The organism is Methylosarcina fibrata AML-C10 (assembly GCF_000372865.1).
In the GTDB taxonomy this organism is placed as follows: Bacteria; Pseudomonadota; Gammaproteobacteria; order Methylococcales; family Methylomonadaceae; genus Methylosarcina; species Methylosarcina fibrata.
The window spans coordinates 2,005,230-2,020,661 of record NZ_KB889965.1; the positions used below are offsets into that span (position 1 = coordinate 2,005,230).

Sequence of the window (15,432 nt, forward strand, 5' to 3'; positions counted from 1 at the left end):
CCTTCAAGTTGCCGATTTGGAGGAGCGGCTCAGCAACGCCGTCAACTGTTCCAGTTTTGCATCGACGCCGGCGACAACCTGCTTGAGCTGGGCCAGTTCGCTCTGAAGCGCGTCCGTATTTTCATGCACATGCTGAAAATGCACCTGGAAATATCGAGGCAACGGAAACAGATCGATCAGTTCCTGATCGCTGTTGATAGTATGATGGCCCGGTTTTCCATTCTGTAATGGTTTACTGTTGGATTCTTGCAAAAGCTTTAACGTATCCATATTCTTCCTCGCTATGGCTCATTGATGCGTGCCTAACGGTTCCGCTGCCCCGAAACGCCGGAAGCAGCGCCGTACAGGCGAATACTTGACTCTTTATCGTTATTATTTATCAATAAACAACCCAGACAATCGATGGACCGGGTAAAATCCGGCACACACTGCCGCGCCTTCATTCAATGAAAGCGATGATTGAAATTCATGCCGGCTGGAGAAAAAATCCATCCCTGGAAACAGGTTTATTGATGACTTATTGAGAGAGTTTGAAGCCGGAAATGAGCCGGACTTCCGGCTGACTTCCAAGGTAAAATCGAATTTTCCCCAAGCTTCAACTGTAAGACGTATCAGCCGCCCAAAACCCACACCCGAAAGATAAATTTTTTTTAGAAGCCGGATTATCAAAAAGCCGAAATCCGCCGGAAACGGCAACTTTTGCCGTTCGTCGGCGATTACGCGTTAGGCAAATGGCCGAAATTGTCAGGCCAGCGCCGCCCGTCCTGCGGAAAGCCGGGTCGGTCAATCGAGTAAAAAATTTCCGGTTTTCTGAAGAGCCATCGGTGCGTCTTCGCTGGTTTCGTCTTTCAATAGCACCCCGGAAAGCTGCAATTTTTCGGACTCCCGGATGAGATACAGCAACTTTCTCAACGCCTGCTCGTAACCCAACCCGTGTGGATGAATGTTGGAAATGCAATTGCGGTCGGCGTCGGTGCTGATGCCGGGGCTCGCCCGGTAGGTGAAATAAATGCCCATGCTGTCGGGCGAACTGAGACCGGGCCTCTCCCCGATCAGGACGATGCACAGTCTGGCCGCGTAGTGGGCCGCGACTTCGTCGCCGATCGCCACCCGTCCCTGTTTTATCAGACAGACCGGCGGCAGGCGGTAACCCATTTCATACAGACGAGGCAGCAGCAAATCCAGGAACGGAACGGCATGGCGCTCGATGGCTTGCGACGATAAACCGTCGGCGACCACGACGACGGCGTCCGCCTCGGGAAAGGGGTTCCGGTCGAGGCAGGCCACGGCGGCTTCGCTCAGACGCCGCCCGAGGTCCGGACGCTGCAAATACTGCTGCCGGCTTTCCGCCCGGGTTTGCAGGATCACCGTGCGGCAGCCCCGATCGTTCAGGCGCTGTTCGAGCCCGGCAAAATCCAGCGGCAGTTGGACCGCATCCCGAGCCAGCGCATGCGCCAATTGAAAGTCCAGGCCGGCTCGGGTCGGCTGGCTCATGCCGGCCCGGCCCAGAGCAATTCGGGCGGGAGTGAACTGCTTCAGGCCGTGCCACGGATCGGGAATGATCAAAGGATCGTCAGTATCGCTCATCGCCCGGCTCTCCCGATTTTTGTAAAGACGACCGGAACAACGCCGGCACTTCCGGCCGCTGCAAGCGGTTTAAATCGTTGAAAATCCCGTGTTGCCGGAGCCATTGCTCGAATTCGGGCGCGGGCCGGAGCCCCAGCAACTGGCGCACGTACAGGGCATCATGAAACGACGTGGACTGGTAGTTGAGCATCACGTCGTCCGCGCCGGGTACGCCCATCACGAAAGTGCCTCCGGCGGCGGCAAACAGCGTCAGCAGCGTGTCCATGTCGTCCTGATCGGCTTCGGCGTGATTGGTATAACAGACGTCGCAGCCCATCGGCAGGCCCAGCAGCTTACCGCAGAAATGATCCTCCAGCCCGGCTCGGATGATCTGCTTGCCGTCGTAAAGGTATTCGGGCCCGATAAAGCCGACCACCGTATTGACCAGCAGCGGCTTGAATTTGCGCGCCACGGCATAAGCCCGGGCTTCGCAGGTTTGCTGGTCCACGCCGTGATGGGCATCGGCGGACAGCGCGCTGCCCTGCCCCGTTTCGAAGTACAGACAGTTGTCGCCCAACGTTCCGTTTTCGAACCGGCCACCGCGTCGAAGTTCCAGCGCGCACAGCCGCGCCTCCTGCAATACGTTCAGGTTGATGCCGAAACTCTCGTTGGCTTTCTGGGTGCCGGCGATGGATTGAAAGACCAGATCAACCGGCGCGCCCAATTCGACGGCTTTCAGAGTCGTCGTCACGTGCGCCAGCACGCAGGCTTGCGTCGGTATCCGGTAACGCTCGATCACGTCATTCAGCAAATGCAGCAGCTTCATTGTGGCTTCGACGTTGTCCGAAGCCGGATTGATGCCGATGACGGCATCGCCGCAGCCGTACAGCAGACCGTCCAGAATGCCGGCGGCGACGCCGGCAGGATGATCGGTCGGATGATTGGGCTGAAGGCGCGTGGAGAAGCGGTGCTCCAGGCCGAGGGTGTTGCGGAAGCGGGTAATCACCCGGCATTTTTTCGCGGCCAGAATCAGATCCTGGATGCGCATGATTTTGGAAACCGCCGCCGCCATTTCCGGCGTCAGGCCCGGAGCGATCCCGGTCAGCTTTTCCGTGGTCGCCTGTTCGGACAGCAGCCAGTTGCGAAAATCGCCGACGGTCAAATGGCTGACCGGCGCAAAAGCGGCACCGTCGTGCTCGTCGAGAATCAGGCGCGTGACTTCGTCCAGCTCGTACGGCACCAAAGTTTCATTGAGAAACCGTTTGAGCGGCACCTCGGCCAGCACCGATTGGGCAGCCACTCGCTCCAGATTGTCGGCCGCGCCGAGGCCGGCCAGATAATCGCCGGACCGCGCCGGCGACGCCTTGGCCATCACGTTGCGCAAATTCTTGAAATCGTAGACGCGCTGGTTTATAGAAGTTTTATACATGACAGGATCATTTTACCGGAAGAAAAAATCCATCGACTCCGACCGTTTGCGTTACTCATGGCGAAACTTGCCGATTATTCGAATCTTTTTTAAAACGAAAGTTTCAACGGCCGAAAACCGGAAAAGCACCGCTTATTGCCGAGCTTCGGCCAATACCGAGACTTTATCGGATTTTTTAAACGTTTCCTACGAATTCAATTGAATTATACGCAAGCCAGGCTTTCAAAATATCACCCGTCCGGCGAAAGCTCGCGTGAACCGGAATCATCGACGGAGCATTTCGGAACGGTATTTTTCTTGACGGTTTCAGGTTTTTCGGGACTCCGGTGCAGAAACGGGAGTCCATTGAATTCCTTAACTTTGCGGAGAAATCGGTGTCATGACGAACTATTTGAAACTTCTGCCGATCCTGGCATTGCTGACCGGCTGCGCGGCGGCCTCTTCCCTTCCCGCCTTGTCGGGACTCGTTCCCGCCCAGACCGGACCCCAGATTCTAACGACGACGGACGTCAATTTATCAGAGCAGAATTACAAAATCGTGAAAGCCGATGCCACCGGCAGCAGCACGGGTTTCAGTTTTCTGGGGCTCATTACACTGAGATCGCCCCTTTACCAGGAAGCGGTCACCCGGCTCTACCAGTCGGCGAACGTTTCCGAGGGGAAAGCCCAGGCTCTGGTCAACGTGATGCACGAACACACTGCCAATTATTACCTTTTATTCGCTCTGCCAAAGATTACGGTGCGTGCGGATGTGATCGAATTTACCGGCCGGGCGGAGCAACATGTTCAATATGAGGAGCGTATGAGATAAAAGCTGATTCTTCTCACGGGTTTTATCCGAATGATTAAGCAGAACACAAAAATTGCCAGTCTGACAATCAGTCACCTCCTTCACAAACCGGAACAGGCAATCCAACGGCTCTGACAATGGCCCTACTGGAGCATTTTCATTCGCTTGCAGGGAGGAATTCATTCACCCCGGGCGAATGTATTCGGCAAGGCTTGCGTAATTAATTCGGAATGGGGTGGATGGTAGCGCTTTGGGTTCGGCCCTGGAGATCTCGAGTTCCAGACGCAAACCGTGCGATTTTTAGCGAATGGTTATTCGACTTCGGCTTCCACCTGAACAATGATTTCCGCCAATAAAGTAGGACGAATATGCAAAGTCGTTCGCAGAGGAATCTCTTGCAGCAGTGTCAACACCTCTGGTTTTGACCGGGATCGCCTACGAATCGCTCTGATCAATAGACCAAGCGTGCCATGCGCCGGGATGCTCAAGCTTTTTGCCGCAAGACGAGCAGCCGTGTCATCCGTCAGCAACAGGCAACCGCCAAGTTCCAGACACAAATGCAAAGCTTCCTGCTCACCGACATGCAAGGTATACAGCGGCGTTAAAGCCTTGACCATTGGGGAAATCAAAAGCGCACTCCGGCGATTAAACAATCCTGCCGCTGTTTCCATCGCCTGCGGCCGATGCCGCTGCACTTCCAGCCAAACCGCCTCGGGCACCGACTGTGCCAAAATCGGCCAGAATATCGAGACATCCTAATTCATCCAAATGAATGATAGGCCCGGCGTCGGCAACGACTACCGGGCTAATCCTGTCCATGCAATCCCCAGTCGACATCTTCCCGGATGAATCGCTCGTTCATCTCTTCAAGATGGGACTCCAGATAACGACGGATGGATTCGATAATCAACTCATCCATATTGGCGACCCAACCGCGCTCCACCATGGATTGTGCTTGTCGCCAAAGTTGATCGGGGATTTCGGTTTTTACGGTTGTGGCCATGACGGTTATGCCTCTGGAAAACTTGATTTGTAAATATGGCGACCAATTTCAAAAAGATACGCTCTATACACGCCAAAAATTATAAGTCATTGATAGTCGCAGAGGGCGCATAAAAGGCTTGAAGCGACCCAACAGGAGTAAAATGAAATCAGGCGATGGACTGAAGGTGATTCTAAAAGGACATTTGGGCTGGGGCAAGTGCTGATTGGATTTTTTGTGGGCATGTTGTTGGCGTTAGTCCGGCTGAAGCGCATGAGTCTGACGTAACTGGCCTTGGCATTTACCAGCCAGGCCGACCCAAAACCCCGCTACCGTCGGTTGCAGCGCTTTTTTCAGGAAGTTGTGTTTGATTATGATGGGGTGGCGTGTTTGATGCGGCTTCGCGTCACAATGGGGCAGGTCTTGCAAAGCAGCATAGATCATTCAAGGTGCTTAAATGGGAGAGTAGCTATGAGAATCCCGGTGAACCGGTTCGTCTCGCAGCCCTCGCAGAACCGGACTTGGAGCGTTACACCATCCGGCTCCCAGTTTGAGTCATCCACAAGGGTTTGGGATATAAATTGTGCTGGATTCGCAGGGATGGCGTCCATGCTTTTAACATCTTGCTGAATTTGGCCCAGTTACAGCTTCGCCTTTGGCTTCTCCGGTTAATCCATTTGAAGAGCAAACGGCTTATCTGATAGGTGTAATTACCGATCTGCCTGGCATTGCCACTGACAGCGTCGGATTAGATTATAAATCCTTATCTTATTGGAATAAGCCAACTGACTGATACGGGGCTGCGGCGCCCTACACCGCCCTAATTTAAATCAAAGCGCCCATGCAGATGGTTACAATCTGTTCAACCAATAGTCAGGCCGACGGCGTTTGTGAGAAACTGCGAGAATCTGGACCATGCCTTCCATATCGCGAAAAATGATTTTAAACGGAAACCGGGCAAGAGAAACGCTGCGAATATTCGGTTTACGTTCGACGCGGTAGCGTTGCGGCATTTGAACCACAGTTGCCATCGCCCCCTCGAACTCAGCAAGATACGCTACGCCAAGACCGTTTTGCCGGGATTCGAAAAATGCAATGGATTCGAGGTGCTCGGCTTCCGCTCCCGGATGAAAATAACAACTCACTTCAATAAAGCTCTGGCTTTACGGCTGACTTCCTCGGCGGGAATGAGTTGAACAAGTCCTTCATTTATTTCTTGGGCCCGGCGCTCCGCCTCGTCAAGCCATGCCGTTTCAAGTTCGGATTCGGTTAAATTTTCAAGGCTTAACAGTAATTTTTGCACAAGTTTGGCACGCTCCGGAAGCGGCAAGTGTAACGCTTCGCGTTCGATTGTGGCTGCATCCATAATACAAAACTCCCACGGTTCACGGTCAGGTATAAATTAAAACAAGATCGAAAGCTCTATTCGAGAGCGATAGCAGAGTGTAACGCGAAAAAATACATGGAGCTAGAAATTTAAGCATGCGTATTTCGTCGTTTCATTACTTCATAAAGCAGTTTCGCCTTAACCACGGAACACAACACGACTTCCTGGGGCTGGCACACTTCCAGCCGCTGTTTTAACCGATCGGAACGCTTGTTCAGAAAAACGATGCAAGCGTTGGTGTCCAATAAATATTTCATGGGATGGGACCGACTTCATCCAGATCGGGTTGCTCGGGAGGGGGCCAAAGGAGTATCGGCCAGACAGCCATAGCTTTCGTTAATAAATGCCAACCAATTCTGCTGCTCGACGGTCTCCTTGCACGGCTGAATAATCACTACCAACTTAATGATAACTATATTGGGGAATGATGGGCTTTCTTCGGCAACCCATCTATGGCTCTAATTCAAGTTTTCGTCGGGGTATTCTGGTAGCTTTGCAAGTTCTGCATTCAGCTTTGTTTCATCTACCTCAATTTCTGGCATCCCAGTTAGTAAAGCGATTAATCTCGGCTCCATATGCGGTGTTATCCCGTTCCAGACATATTGAACCTGATCCTATGAAACTAACTCGGGGTGGCCTGAGAGGTTGATCTGCCCTCGGGTTGACGTTGTGGCGTGTATAGCGAAACGCATAAAATTTACGGTCTGCTGTAAGTCCTATATCAATAGTATATAAACGTACTTCTCCGTTAACAATGGAAGGTATGACAATAATGTGTTCCGCGGAAATATTTTTCGGAAAGGACTTTAAATGCTTAGGAAACTGGCGCTGTAATGCTCCGGCGAGTATGCCAAGTGATTGCTCAAGTGGAAGATTTCTTCCTCGCAGTGTCGCACTCATCCAATCAGCTGGTTCTGTACCTTTACCTGTTTCTCCTAAGCCCGCGTATCCAAGAATGGCATTTCCGTCAAGAGTATCGAGAAACATTAGTTTCCTGCCATTCTCTTTAGGAACGCGGCCACTATATGAGAGGCGGGTATCGGCTACCATCCAAATTGATTCTCTTCCGTTGACGGTTAGTATCAATGTCATGATGTGATTCGCTATTTGGATCGTGTCGCGGACGATGGACTTTCGGCGATCTATCCTGCATCCCTAAGCTAGTTAAACGCCATTTTTCATAACCGCAAGCAACATATCGTTGAAGTAGGCTGTTCTTCCAGTAGGAAGGAAGATCTTTGCCGCTCTCTCAAGCTTTGCCCGTTGATCATCAGGGAATGTAAAGATATTTTGATGAGTAATCATCATCCACCCGTTGAAGACTTGAAACAAGGGAGGAAACTCACCAGTTAGTTCTGCATACTTGTTGCATGCATCCATGGCAATAAACTCAGTTAATTCTGGATTGAATTCCAGCACCGCCTCATGATCGCGATCTGAATGCTTAAAGAAATTTTGGGCCTCATTTAGTTTGTCACGCAGTTGTTTATGAAATTCTGGTTTGACGTTTTGAAATATGAAGTCTCGAAATGTTGGGCTACCGCCACGTTTTTGATTGAGATCTCGGATGACTCCAAATGCTGCTGCAACTAAGGTGTGCATGGCTACAGGGTCTCCGCTATTAAAGTACATCCGTATAAATGTTTCTAATTGCCGCTTAGCCGCGTCAATTTTCGATATTGTCAGCGATTTGTCCATCGTTGCATCTTACAAATGATTATCTAACCCGGTTTACCCAACTTTTGAATGATAAACAGATCGATATCACTTTTAAAGGTACATTTTAAACGACTCAAATAAACTAACCCGGTGGTATATTAGTGATCTTACCATCATTTATCCTCAGCCGACAACAATCGCCCCTCCGCAGTCTCTCCCATTATCCAATATATCCAAATCCATGCAAAAATTTGACAACCCGCTCCCCTGGGCTAGAGTGAAGGCACTACAATCCACTAGGGGCTCGATCCCCACCCAAAAGCCTTGCGGTTTTTTTACGCCCGAAATTTGTTTATGGGCGGGACAATAGGCCCAATACAAGACCGAAAGGGAAATAAGGTCAGCCGTCTGATGCGGTAGTTGAGCCCACGTAGGGTGGAATAGCGAAGCGTATTCTGCCGAATGTTGCATTTTCATGCGGCGCCATACGGCTTTTGCCTATTGCGCCCTACGGTCTACGTTCCTGGAATTGAGATAGTATTGTATTCGGTCATGTTTTCAGCCTTGGAATCTTTATTAGTTCGTGTTTTAGGCAATAAACAGAACCGTTATTGCCTATCTTTTGAAGTTATGGCTTATTCAACGCCCCAAAAAGTTGGTCAGGATTGCCGTTCGATAAACTCGACCTTAACCGGCATATTCAACTCCCTGCCAATCTCTTCCAGCAATGCCGCCGCATTTTGTTTGTTGACGTGAGCAGTAATAAACTGATGTGGCTACACTATCCCGGACACACTCTTTAAAATACTCTCAAACAAGAGTGAATCCAAATGAACCCAGAAAAACCTAATAGTTATACCGCCGAATTCAGAGCCTCAGCCGTCAAGCTGGCGAATGAATCGGATAAACCCATCACTCAGGTCGCCAAGGATCTCGGTATTAACGTCAATACCTTGCACACCTGGATCAGCAAATACAGCCGCCCTAAGGAGAACGATAAAACGGCACGAACCGACGAGCCTCTTTACGACGAACTCAAACGCCTCAAGAAAGAGGTGGCTCGCCTGACCGAGGAGCGCGATTTATTAAAAAAGGCGGCCGCGTACTTCGCCAAGGAGCAACGGTGAAGTACGCCTGGATCCAACAGCATGCAACGGAATTTGCGGTAGGCTCGATGTGCCGGTTCTTGCAGGTATCGCGAAGCGCCTATTATGATTGGCTGCATCGCGTTCCCACCACGGCTGAAAAAGACGATGCCGATCTTACGAAGATCCTGCAAAGTGAGTTCAATAAAAGTCGGACCACCTACGGCACTCGCCGTCTCAAGGTCGCCTTATCAGGCCGAGATCGGACGGTCAGTCGCCGGCGAATAGGCCGTCTCATGCGAGAAGCGGGATTAGCCTGTAAAACCCAGCGCAAATTCAAGGTCACGACGAATTCCCAACATGATCTGCCGATTGCACCTAACCATCTGGATCGACAGTTTAACGTGGGTCGACCCAATCAGGTCTATGTCGGCGATATCACCTATCTTCCTACTCGGGAAGGCTGGCTCTATTTAGCCGTAGTGATTGATCTGTATTCCCGGCAAGTGGTGGGCTGGTCCATGGCCGAGCCTATGCGGGCCAAACTGGTGAACGACGCCTTATTAATGGCCGTTTGGAAGCGAAAACCGGAGCAGGGCCTGATGTGGCATACCGATCGCGGCAGTCAATATGCCTCGGAAAGCCATCGGGCGCTGTTAGCCCGGCACGGCATAAGGCAAAGCATGAGCCGTAAGGGCAACTGCTGGGATAATAGTGTTTCAGAAAGCTTCTTCCATACCTTGAAAACCGAACTGGTGCATCCGCAGACCTATCAAACCCGATCGGAGGCTAGACAGACGATATTTGAGTATATTGAGGTTTTTTACAACCGCGAGCGACTCCATTCAGCCAATGGCTATAGGTCGCCTGTGGACTACGAATTGCTGCATAAAGCGGCTTAACCGTGTGTCCGGAAAAGTGTTGACATATCAAAGCCTGCCGGTCCGCAAAACCCAGACAGGCTATCCACGGGCAGATAACCGATAGAAATCCCTTATTATCATCCCTACAACATGCCGGCCTTGATAATGAAATTTTCCACCGACTTGAGGCCGTCGCCTTTTTTCAGATTGGTGAAGACGAAGGGCCGGACGCCGCGCATCTTGCGTGCGTCCCGGTCCATGACTTCCAGGGAAGCGCCGACGTAGGGCGCCAGATCGATCTTGTTGATGACCAGAAGATCGGATCGGGTAATGCCGGGGCCGCCTTTGCGCGGAATCTTGTCGCCCGCCGAAACGTCGATCACGTAAATGGTCAGATCGGCCAGTTCGGGGCTGAAGGTCGCGCTCAGATTATCGCCGCCGCTTTCGACGATGACGAAATCCAGATTGTCCCAACGCTCGCACAGTTCTTCGACCGCGGCGAGGTTCATCGAGGCGTCTTCGCGGATCGCGGTATGAGGGCAGCCGCCGGTTTCGACGCCCAGAATGCGCTCTTCCGGCAGGGCCTGGCTGCGAATCAGAAACTGCTGATCCTCGCGGGTATAAATATCGTTGGTCACCACGCCGATTTCGAAACGGTCGCGCATGCTTTTGCACAAGGCGTCGACCAAGGCCGTTTTACCGGAACCGACCGGTCCGCCGATTCCTATTCTTAGCACCTGTTTTTCAGTCATCTGAATTTCCTCTCAAGAACGAAACAATCTCGAATACTGCGTTTCATGGCGGCTGCTGGCCAGAGCCAGTCCGAACGCACTGCCGCCGAGGTCGTCGTCGGCCAGAGTCGACGCGAAATCGACCCGTTCCGGAATTTCGGCCGCCAGCGCCATCAACAATCGTTGGCCTGCCACCTGCCCCAGCGGCACCAGTTTGACCGCGCACAGCACCTGATTTTCCAGCCAGCTCCAGGCATATCCGATCATCGCGACCCTCCGGGGGATGGCCATCCGAACCGAGGCATAGGCGAAAGCGGCGGCCAGAGTCAGCGGGCCTTGGCCGCGCAAGTCCAGGTCATATTCAGACTCCAGACGGGTCAGCAGCTTCACCAGAGCACCTCCGGTTTGCATGTCTTCGCTTTTTAATTCCGAGGTTTCCCGGAACGCAAGCAACACCGCATTCCAGTATTCGACCGAAGCCGTATCGGACCTGAGCCAGGCATCGTACAGCCTTGCCAGAAGCGGCAAATCGACGCGCGCCTGGCAGCGTTCCAGAGCCGCTCCGATCCAGGATTTCGCCTCGTCGGCGCCGGCGACCCAGCCCGCCTCCACCGCCTGTTCCAGGCCCTGGGAATAGCTGTACATGCCGATCGGCAGCCCCGGGCTAACCAGTTGCAGCAGGCGCAGCAGCGCCAGGTCAGTGATCATGAGTTTGATAGGCGCCGGCTTCCGGCTCGAACGGCAGATGCTCGTGAGTGACCTGAAGACCGAGGCCTTCCAGCATGCGGTCCAGCACGTGATCGCCCAGATAACGAAGCTCGCCGTCCAGGATTTGCAAGGGAACGTGCCGGTTGCCCAGATGATAGCAGGCGCGCGCAAACAGCAAGCGCTCATAGCTTTGAACTACCGATACCGCCTCGGGAGCGGCTTTGACCCCTATCTTGACGCCGTCGTCTCCGGTCAGCGTCATTCCCGAACGCAACAGGGAGCCGCGCGGCAGAAACAGGCCAACTTCCCGGCCGCCGTCGGTCCGGGCGTAAAAGCGGCTTTTCTGCCGGACGTCGAAAGGCAGAGTCAAAGTGTCGTCCGCAGGGCTTGGATTGACTAATTTCGTCAGTTTCAGCATCGTCAGAATAAAAAGTAGCGTTGTGTGAAAGGAAGTCTGTCCGCCGGCTCGCAGGTCAGCAGCAGGCCGTCGGCCCTGACCGAGTAGGTCTGAGGATCGACCTCGACAACCGGCAGAGCGTGATTATGGATCATATCCTTCTTGCCGATGGCGCGAACGTTGCGCACCACGCCGACCGGCTTGCGCAGTTCCAGAGCCGAAGCGGCTCCGGCTTCCGCCGCGGCCGCGGACAGGAACACCAGCGACGTGGCCGCCGAAGCCCTGCCGAAAGCGCCGAACATCGGCCGGTAATGCACCGGCTGCGGCGTCGGAATGGATGCATTGGGATCGCCCATCGGCGCCGCCGCGATGAAGCCGCCCTTGAGAATCAAGCTGGGCTTGACGCCGAAAAAGGCAGGATTCCACAAGACCAGATCGGCCAGTTTGCCGGGCTCAACGGAACCGACTTCATGCGCGATGCCATGGCTGATAGCCGGGTTGATCGTGTATTTGGCGAGGTAGCGTTTGATGCGGAAGTTGTCGTTGCCAAGTCCGTCTTCGGGCAGCCGTCCGCGCTGGATTTTCATCTTGTGCGCGGTCTGCCAGGTCCGGACGATCACTTCCCCGACCCGTCCCATCGCCTGCGAATCGGACGAAATCATCGAGAACGCGCCCATGTCGTGCAGAATGTCTTCCGCAGCGATCGTCTCGCGGCGAATGCGCGATTCGGCAAAGGCGACGTCTTCCGGGATGCCGGGATCGAGATGGTGGCAGACCATCAGCATGTCCAGATGCTCGTCGACCGTATTGACCGTATAAGGCCGGGTGGGATTGGTCGACGACGGCAGCACGTTGGCCAGGCCGCAGGCTTTGATGATGTCGGGTGCATGTCCGCCGCCGGCCCCTTCGGTATGGTAGGTATGAATCGTGCGCCCTTTGAAGGCCGCGATCGTGTCTTCGACGAAGCCCGATTCGTTCAGCGTATCGGTATGGATGGCGACCTGCACGTCGAAGCGGTCGGCCACCGACAGGCAGCAATCGATCGCCGCCGGCGTGGTGCCCCAGTCCTCGTGAAGCTTCAGCCCCATCGCGCCGGCGCGTATCTGTTCTTCCAGCGCAGCCGGCAGGCTGGCGTTGCCCTTGCCGAGCAGGCCGAAATTCATCGGAAACCCGTCCAGAGCCTGAAGCATGTGGCGGATGTTCCACGGCCCCGGCGTGCAGGTGGTCGCGTTGGTGCCGGTGGCCGGCCCTGTGCCTCCGCCGATCATCGTGGTGACGCCCGACATCAGAGCTTCCTCGATCTGCTGCGGGCAGATGAAATGGATATGGGCGTCGATGCCTCCGGCGGTGAGGATCTGCCCTTCCCCGGCAATGATCTCGGTGCCGGGTCCGATAACGATGTCGACACCGCTCTGAACGTCGGGGTTGCCGGCCTTGCCGACGGCAGCAATGCGGCCGTTCCGGATGCCGACGTCCGCCTTGACGATGCCCCAGTGATCGACGATCAAGGCGTTGGTAATGACCAGGTCCATCGCCGATCCGGAATCGGCCTGACTCTGGCCCATGCCGTCCCGTATGACCTTGCCGCCGCCGAATTTCACTTCGTCGCCGTAAACGGTGAAGTCCTTTTCGACTTCGAGAAACAGTTCGCTGTCGGCTAGGCGCACCCGATCTCGGGTGGTCGATCCGAACATTTCGGCATACGCGGTGCGGCTGATTTTAGCCATGGTTATCCTCCAACGGGCCCATGATCTGCTGCCGAAAGCCGAATACCCGGCGCAGGCCCGAAAACGGCACCAGCGAGACTTCGCGCACCTGTCCCGGCTCGAAGCGAACCGCCGTTCCCGCCGGAATGTCGAGACGGCAACCGCGCGTTCTGTCGCGGTCGAACTGCAAGGCAGGATTGGTTTCGAAAAAATGATAATGCGAACCGACCTGAATCGGCCGGTCGCCGCTGTTGGCGACGGTCAGCGTGACGGACGGGCGGCCGCCGTTCAACTCAAGATCGCCTTCCGCCGTGATGATTTCTCCGGGTATCATGTGAGTTACCTTACTCGATCGGATTATGGACGGTGACCAGTTTGGTTCCGTCCGGAAAAGTGGCTTCCACCTGCACCTCGGGCAGCAATTCAGGCACGCCTTCCATGACGTCTTCCCGGTTCAGGAGCGTGCGGCCGAAACTCATCAGTTCCGCCACGCTTCGTCCCTCGCGTGCTCCTTCCAGGATCGCGGAGCAGATATAAGCGACGGCTTCCGGGTAATTCAGTTTGAGTCCCTTGGCTTTTCGCCGTTCCGCGAGAAGCCCGGCGGTGAACAGCAACAGTTTGTCTTTTTCTCGGGGAGTCAGTTGCATGATCGTTCCTTAGTGTCAGGTGGTCCAGATGCGCGGCGGATGCGCCGGCAGGCCGGTCAGTTCCGGCCGAAGGGCGGCCCAGATCCGTTGAAAGCATTCCCGAAGCCGATCCGCCCGGGCATCGAGGCCCCGGCAGATCAAAACGTCGTCAAGCCGGGTAACGCCCATGTCGTCCTGTCCCTCGATCCGTTGCCGCACCGTTTCCAGGGTCTGCAACGAAGCCGGAAAGGCGATCAGCGTCCCGAAAGACGACCGGCCGTTCAACCCCCACCGGGACACACAGGCATCGGCATCCAGACGCTGCCGCTCCAGATAGCACGGAACTCCGCCGCGCTCTATGCGCCAACTCAGATCGGCCGTGCCGGTGCGGAAACTTTCTCCGGCCGCAGGCCTTCCTAAGGCATAAATTTCCCAACCGATAAACCGGGCTCCGGCAGTAAACTGAACATGCAGATCCGATCTTATCCGGGCTCCCTCGTAGCCTATCGTTTCCTGAGGCAGCCATTCCAGCGTGGCGTTCTCGCCGAGAACGATCGACACCGATTGCTGAGCAATTCCTCCGTTGCTCCGGTAGAATTTGCCGGCTGCCGGTGTAGTCAGCAGCGCCGATCCGCCGTGGGCCAGATCGATATCGATTTGCAGCCGATCTCCGGCCACCACCCCGCCCGGAGGATGCAGCAAATAAAGATGACAGACGCCGCCCTCTGGGTAAAAAGGGCGCTGCACGACCAACGGTCCACGATGACGGCGGTGACTCAAGACGGTCTTGCCGTTATTCATCTTGAAGCCCAGTTGCAAATCAGCTTCCCAGCCTGCCTTAGACAGATGTGGAGAGCTTGGATCGAGGGCAGCGCCGTAGCCTTCGCTGTCGATCAGCATGTCTTCAGACTCCGGCCAGCAAGGCCATGCCGGCCACGATGCAAATCAGGCTGTACAGTTTTTGCGGTATCCCGGCCATCGCCGGAAACAGGCGCACCGCGACAACGCCCAATCCGAGCAGCGACGCCGTGCCGGTCAGAAAGCCCGCTGCGTAAAGCGGAGCTTCCACACCGGCCTCGATTTCTTCGGCATGGACGAAACCGTGCAGCAGAGCGAATACGCCCATGCAGGACACAAACAGAACTCTGTGGATGTGTTTCTGCCCGCTGAGCATCACGCCCAGCGCCAGCACGGACAGGGCCACGCCTTTTTCCGCCGCCTGCATCGGCAAACCGGCAAAACTCAACCCGGCGCCTGCCGCCATCATCGTCAGGAACAGGGCCGGCAGCAGCCAGCGGGCCTTGCCTCCGGTCAGCCCGCTCCACATGCCGACGCCCAGCATCACCAACAGATGATCCATTCCCAACAAGGGGTGCAGCAAACCGCTAACATAGCCTTCCGCAACAGCGGCACCGGTATGGGCATCGGCCGGCAGCGCCGGCAACCCGATCATTAAGCTCATCATAATCGTCGTGTGTCTTGCTTTCATTACTTGATCCTCGT

At 54.7% G+C, this 15,432-nt stretch carries 20 protein-coding genes; 2 read left to right on the forward strand and 18 right to left on the reverse strand.

Annotated elements, in window-relative coordinates; genetic code table 11:
- Positions 1-3: 3 nt before the first annotated feature.
- The 3 genes from A3OW_RS0109505 to A3OW_RS0109515 all read right to left on the reverse strand — a co-directional run bounded on the left by A3OW_RS0109505 (position 4) and on the right by A3OW_RS0109515 (position 2,995).
- A complete protein-coding gene (locus A3OW_RS0109505) occupies positions 4-270 on the reverse strand; it encodes a hypothetical protein (RefSeq protein ID WP_020563208.1) in 267 nt (88 codons plus the stop codon).
- 513 nt (positions 271-783) lie between these two features.
- On the reverse strand, positions 784-1,587 hold the full coding sequence (eutC, locus tag A3OW_RS0109510) for an ethanolamine ammonia-lyase subunit EutC (protein WP_020563209.1): 804 nt from the start codon (positions 1,585-1,587) through the stop codon (positions 784-786).
- A complete protein-coding gene (locus A3OW_RS0109515) occupies positions 1,574-2,995 on the reverse strand; it encodes an ethanolamine ammonia-lyase subunit EutB (RefSeq protein ID WP_020563210.1) in 1,422 nt (473 codons plus the stop codon). Before A3OW_RS0109515 ends, eutC begins: the two co-directional genes overlap by 14 nt.
- 379 nt (positions 2,996-3,374) lie before the next feature.
- On the opposite strand from A3OW_RS0109515, the gene A3OW_RS0109525 reads away from it, so the two are divergent.
- Positions 3,375-3,806, forward strand: coding sequence for a DUF6567 family protein (locus A3OW_RS0109525; RefSeq protein WP_020563212.1), 432 nt, complete (start codon positions 3,375-3,377; stop codon positions 3,804-3,806).
- 290 nt (positions 3,807-4,096) lie between these two features.
- On the opposite strand, the gene A3OW_RS28255 is transcribed toward A3OW_RS0109525, so the two are convergent.
- The 7 genes from A3OW_RS28255 to A3OW_RS26390 all read right to left on the reverse strand — a co-directional run bounded on the left by A3OW_RS28255 (position 4,097) and on the right by A3OW_RS26390 (position 7,852).
- Positions 4,097-4,516: a hypothetical protein gene (locus A3OW_RS28255; RefSeq protein WP_020563213.1), complete on the reverse strand. Its 420-nt coding sequence runs from the start codon at positions 4,514-4,516 to the stop codon at positions 4,097-4,099.
- A 74-nt stretch (positions 4,517-4,590) separates the two neighbouring features.
- Positions 4,591-4,788 carry a hypothetical protein gene (locus tag A3OW_RS0109535; RefSeq protein ID WP_020563214.1) on the reverse strand — a complete coding sequence of 66 codons (198 nt, stop codon included), beginning with the start codon at positions 4,786-4,788 and terminating at the stop codon, positions 4,591-4,593.
- A gap of 830 nt (positions 4,789-5,618) precedes the next feature.
- On the reverse strand, positions 5,619-5,912 hold the full coding sequence (locus A3OW_RS28260; protein ID WP_020563217.1) for a type II toxin-antitoxin system RelE/ParE family toxin: 294 nt from the start codon (positions 5,910-5,912) through the stop codon (positions 5,619-5,621).
- Positions 5,909-6,133 (reverse strand): addiction module protein, encoded by a 225-nt coding sequence (locus A3OW_RS0109555; protein ID WP_020563218.1) that lies wholly within the window; start codon positions 6,131-6,133, stop codon positions 5,909-5,911. Before A3OW_RS0109555 ends, A3OW_RS28260 begins: the two co-directional genes overlap by 4 nt.
- 110 nt (positions 6,134-6,243) lie before the next feature.
- On the reverse strand, positions 6,244-6,411 hold the full coding sequence (locus A3OW_RS27790; RefSeq protein WP_020563219.1) for a PIN domain-containing protein: 168 nt from the start codon (positions 6,409-6,411) through the stop codon (positions 6,244-6,246).
- Positions 6,412-6,682: 271 nt separating this feature from the next.
- Positions 6,683-7,246, reverse strand: coding sequence for a hypothetical protein (locus A3OW_RS27795; RefSeq protein WP_157385864.1), 564 nt, complete (start codon positions 7,244-7,246; stop codon positions 6,683-6,685).
- 72 nt (positions 7,247-7,318) lie between these two features.
- Positions 7,319-7,852: a hypothetical protein gene (locus A3OW_RS26390; RefSeq protein WP_020563220.1), complete on the reverse strand. Its 534-nt coding sequence runs from the start codon at positions 7,850-7,852 to the stop codon at positions 7,319-7,321.
- Between the two features lie 791 nt (positions 7,853-8,643).
- On the opposite strand from A3OW_RS26390, the gene A3OW_RS0109580 reads away from it, so the two are divergent.
- A protein-coding gene (locus A3OW_RS0109580; RefSeq protein WP_085984330.1) for an IS3 family transposase occupies positions 8,644-9,800 on the forward strand; the annotation gives its coding sequence in 2 pieces (ribosomal slippage) (positions 8,644-8,914 and positions 8,914-9,800; 1,158 coding nt in all).
- Positions 9,801-9,904: 104 nt separating this feature from the next.
- Here the strand turns inward: A3OW_RS0109580 and ureG are convergent.
- From ureG to A3OW_RS0109620, 8 genes are read right to left on the reverse strand one after another with little or no spacing between them, the layout of a single operon-like run.
- Positions 9,905-10,513, reverse strand: coding sequence for an urease accessory protein UreG (gene ureG, locus A3OW_RS0109585; RefSeq protein ID WP_020563224.1), 609 nt, complete (start codon positions 10,511-10,513; stop codon positions 9,905-9,907).
- Between the two features lie 12 nt (positions 10,514-10,525).
- Positions 10,526-11,200, reverse strand: a complete 675-nt coding sequence (locus tag A3OW_RS0109590; RefSeq protein ID WP_020563225.1) for an urease accessory protein UreF — start codon at positions 11,198-11,200, stop codon at positions 10,526-10,528.
- A complete protein-coding gene (gene ureE, locus A3OW_RS0109595) occupies positions 11,190-11,618 on the reverse strand; it encodes an urease accessory protein UreE (protein WP_020563226.1) in 429 nt (142 codons plus the stop codon). The genes A3OW_RS0109590 and ureE overlap by 11 nt, the downstream gene beginning before the upstream one ends.
- 2 nt (positions 11,619-11,620) lie before the next feature.
- The gene (ureC, locus tag A3OW_RS0109600) at positions 11,621-13,324 is read right to left on the reverse strand and encodes an urease subunit alpha (protein WP_020563227.1); all 1,704 of its coding nucleotides are present in this window, start codon (positions 13,322-13,324) and stop codon (positions 11,621-11,623) included.
- Positions 13,317-13,637: an urease subunit beta gene (locus tag A3OW_RS0109605; protein ID WP_020563228.1), complete on the reverse strand. Its 321-nt coding sequence runs from the start codon at positions 13,635-13,637 to the stop codon at positions 13,317-13,319. Before A3OW_RS0109605 ends, ureC begins: the two co-directional genes overlap by 8 nt.
- 10 nt (positions 13,638-13,647) lie before the next feature.
- Entirely contained in the window at positions 13,648-13,950 is a 303-nt protein-coding gene (gene ureA, locus A3OW_RS0109610; RefSeq protein WP_020563229.1) for an urease subunit gamma, read from the reverse strand.
- A 15-nt stretch (positions 13,951-13,965) separates the two neighbouring features.
- Positions 13,966-14,829, reverse strand: coding sequence for an urease accessory protein UreD (locus A3OW_RS0109615; RefSeq protein WP_020563230.1), 864 nt, complete (start codon positions 14,827-14,829; stop codon positions 13,966-13,968).
- Positions 14,830-14,833: 4 nt separating this feature from the next.
- Positions 14,834-15,418, reverse strand: a complete 585-nt coding sequence (locus A3OW_RS0109620; protein ID WP_026223459.1) for a HupE/UreJ family protein — start codon at positions 15,416-15,418, stop codon at positions 14,834-14,836.
- Positions 15,419-15,432: the final 14 nt, after the last annotated feature.

Coding starts and splice junctions, on each gene's coding strand:
- ureG (WP_020563224.1), bottom strand. CDS start 10,513: ATGACTGAAAAACAGGTGCTAAGAATAGGAATCGGCGGACCGGTCGGT.
- A3OW_RS27795 (WP_157385864.1), bottom strand. CDS start 7,246: ATGACATTGATACTAACCGTCAACGGAAGAGAATCAATTTGGATGGTA.
- A3OW_RS0109605 (WP_020563228.1), bottom strand. CDS start 13,637: ATGATACCCGGAGAAATCATCACGGCGGAAGGCGATCTTGAGTTGAAC.
- A3OW_RS0109515 (WP_020563210.1), bottom strand. CDS start 2,995: ATGTATAAAACTTCTATAAACCAGCGCGTCTACGATTTCAAGAATTTG.
- A3OW_RS0109590 (WP_020563225.1), bottom strand. CDS start 11,200: ATGATCACTGACCTGGCGCTGCTGCGCCTGCTGCAACTGGTTAGCCCG.
- ureA (WP_020563229.1), bottom strand. CDS start 13,950: ATGCAACTGACTCCCCGAGAAAAAGACAAACTGTTGCTGTTCACCGCC.
- eutC (WP_020563209.1), bottom strand. CDS start 1,587: ATGAGCGATACTGACGATCCTTTGATCATTCCCGATCCGTGGCACGGC.
- A3OW_RS26390 (WP_020563220.1), bottom strand. CDS start 7,852: ATGGACAAATCGCTGACAATATCGAAAATTGACGCGGCTAAGCGGCAA.
- A3OW_RS0109615 (WP_020563230.1), bottom strand. CDS start 14,829: ATGCTGATCGACAGCGAAGGCTACGGCGCTGCCCTCGATCCAAGCTCT.
- ureE (WP_020563226.1), bottom strand. CDS start 11,618: ATGCTGAAACTGACGAAATTAGTCAATCCAAGCCCTGCGGACGACACT.
- A3OW_RS0109535 (WP_020563214.1), bottom strand. CDS start 4,788: ATGGCCACAACCGTAAAAACCGAAATCCCCGATCAACTTTGGCGACAA.
- A3OW_RS0109505 (WP_020563208.1), bottom strand. CDS start 270: ATGGATACGTTAAAGCTTTTGCAAGAATCCAACAGTAAACCATTACAG.
- A3OW_RS0109620 (WP_026223459.1), bottom strand. CDS start 15,418: ATGAAAGCAAGACACACGACGATTATGATGAGCTTAATGATCGGGTTG.
- A3OW_RS0109525 (WP_020563212.1), top strand. CDS start 3,375: ATGACGAACTATTTGAAACTTCTGCCGATCCTGGCATTGCTGACCGGC.
- A3OW_RS0109555 (WP_020563218.1), bottom strand. CDS start 6,133: ATGGATGCAGCCACAATCGAACGCGAAGCGTTACACTTGCCGCTTCCG.
- ureC (WP_020563227.1), bottom strand. CDS start 13,324: ATGGCTAAAATCAGCCGCACCGCGTATGCCGAAATGTTCGGATCGACC.
- A3OW_RS27790 (WP_020563219.1), bottom strand. CDS start 6,411: ATGAAATATTTATTGGACACCAACGCTTGCATCGTTTTTCTGAACAAG.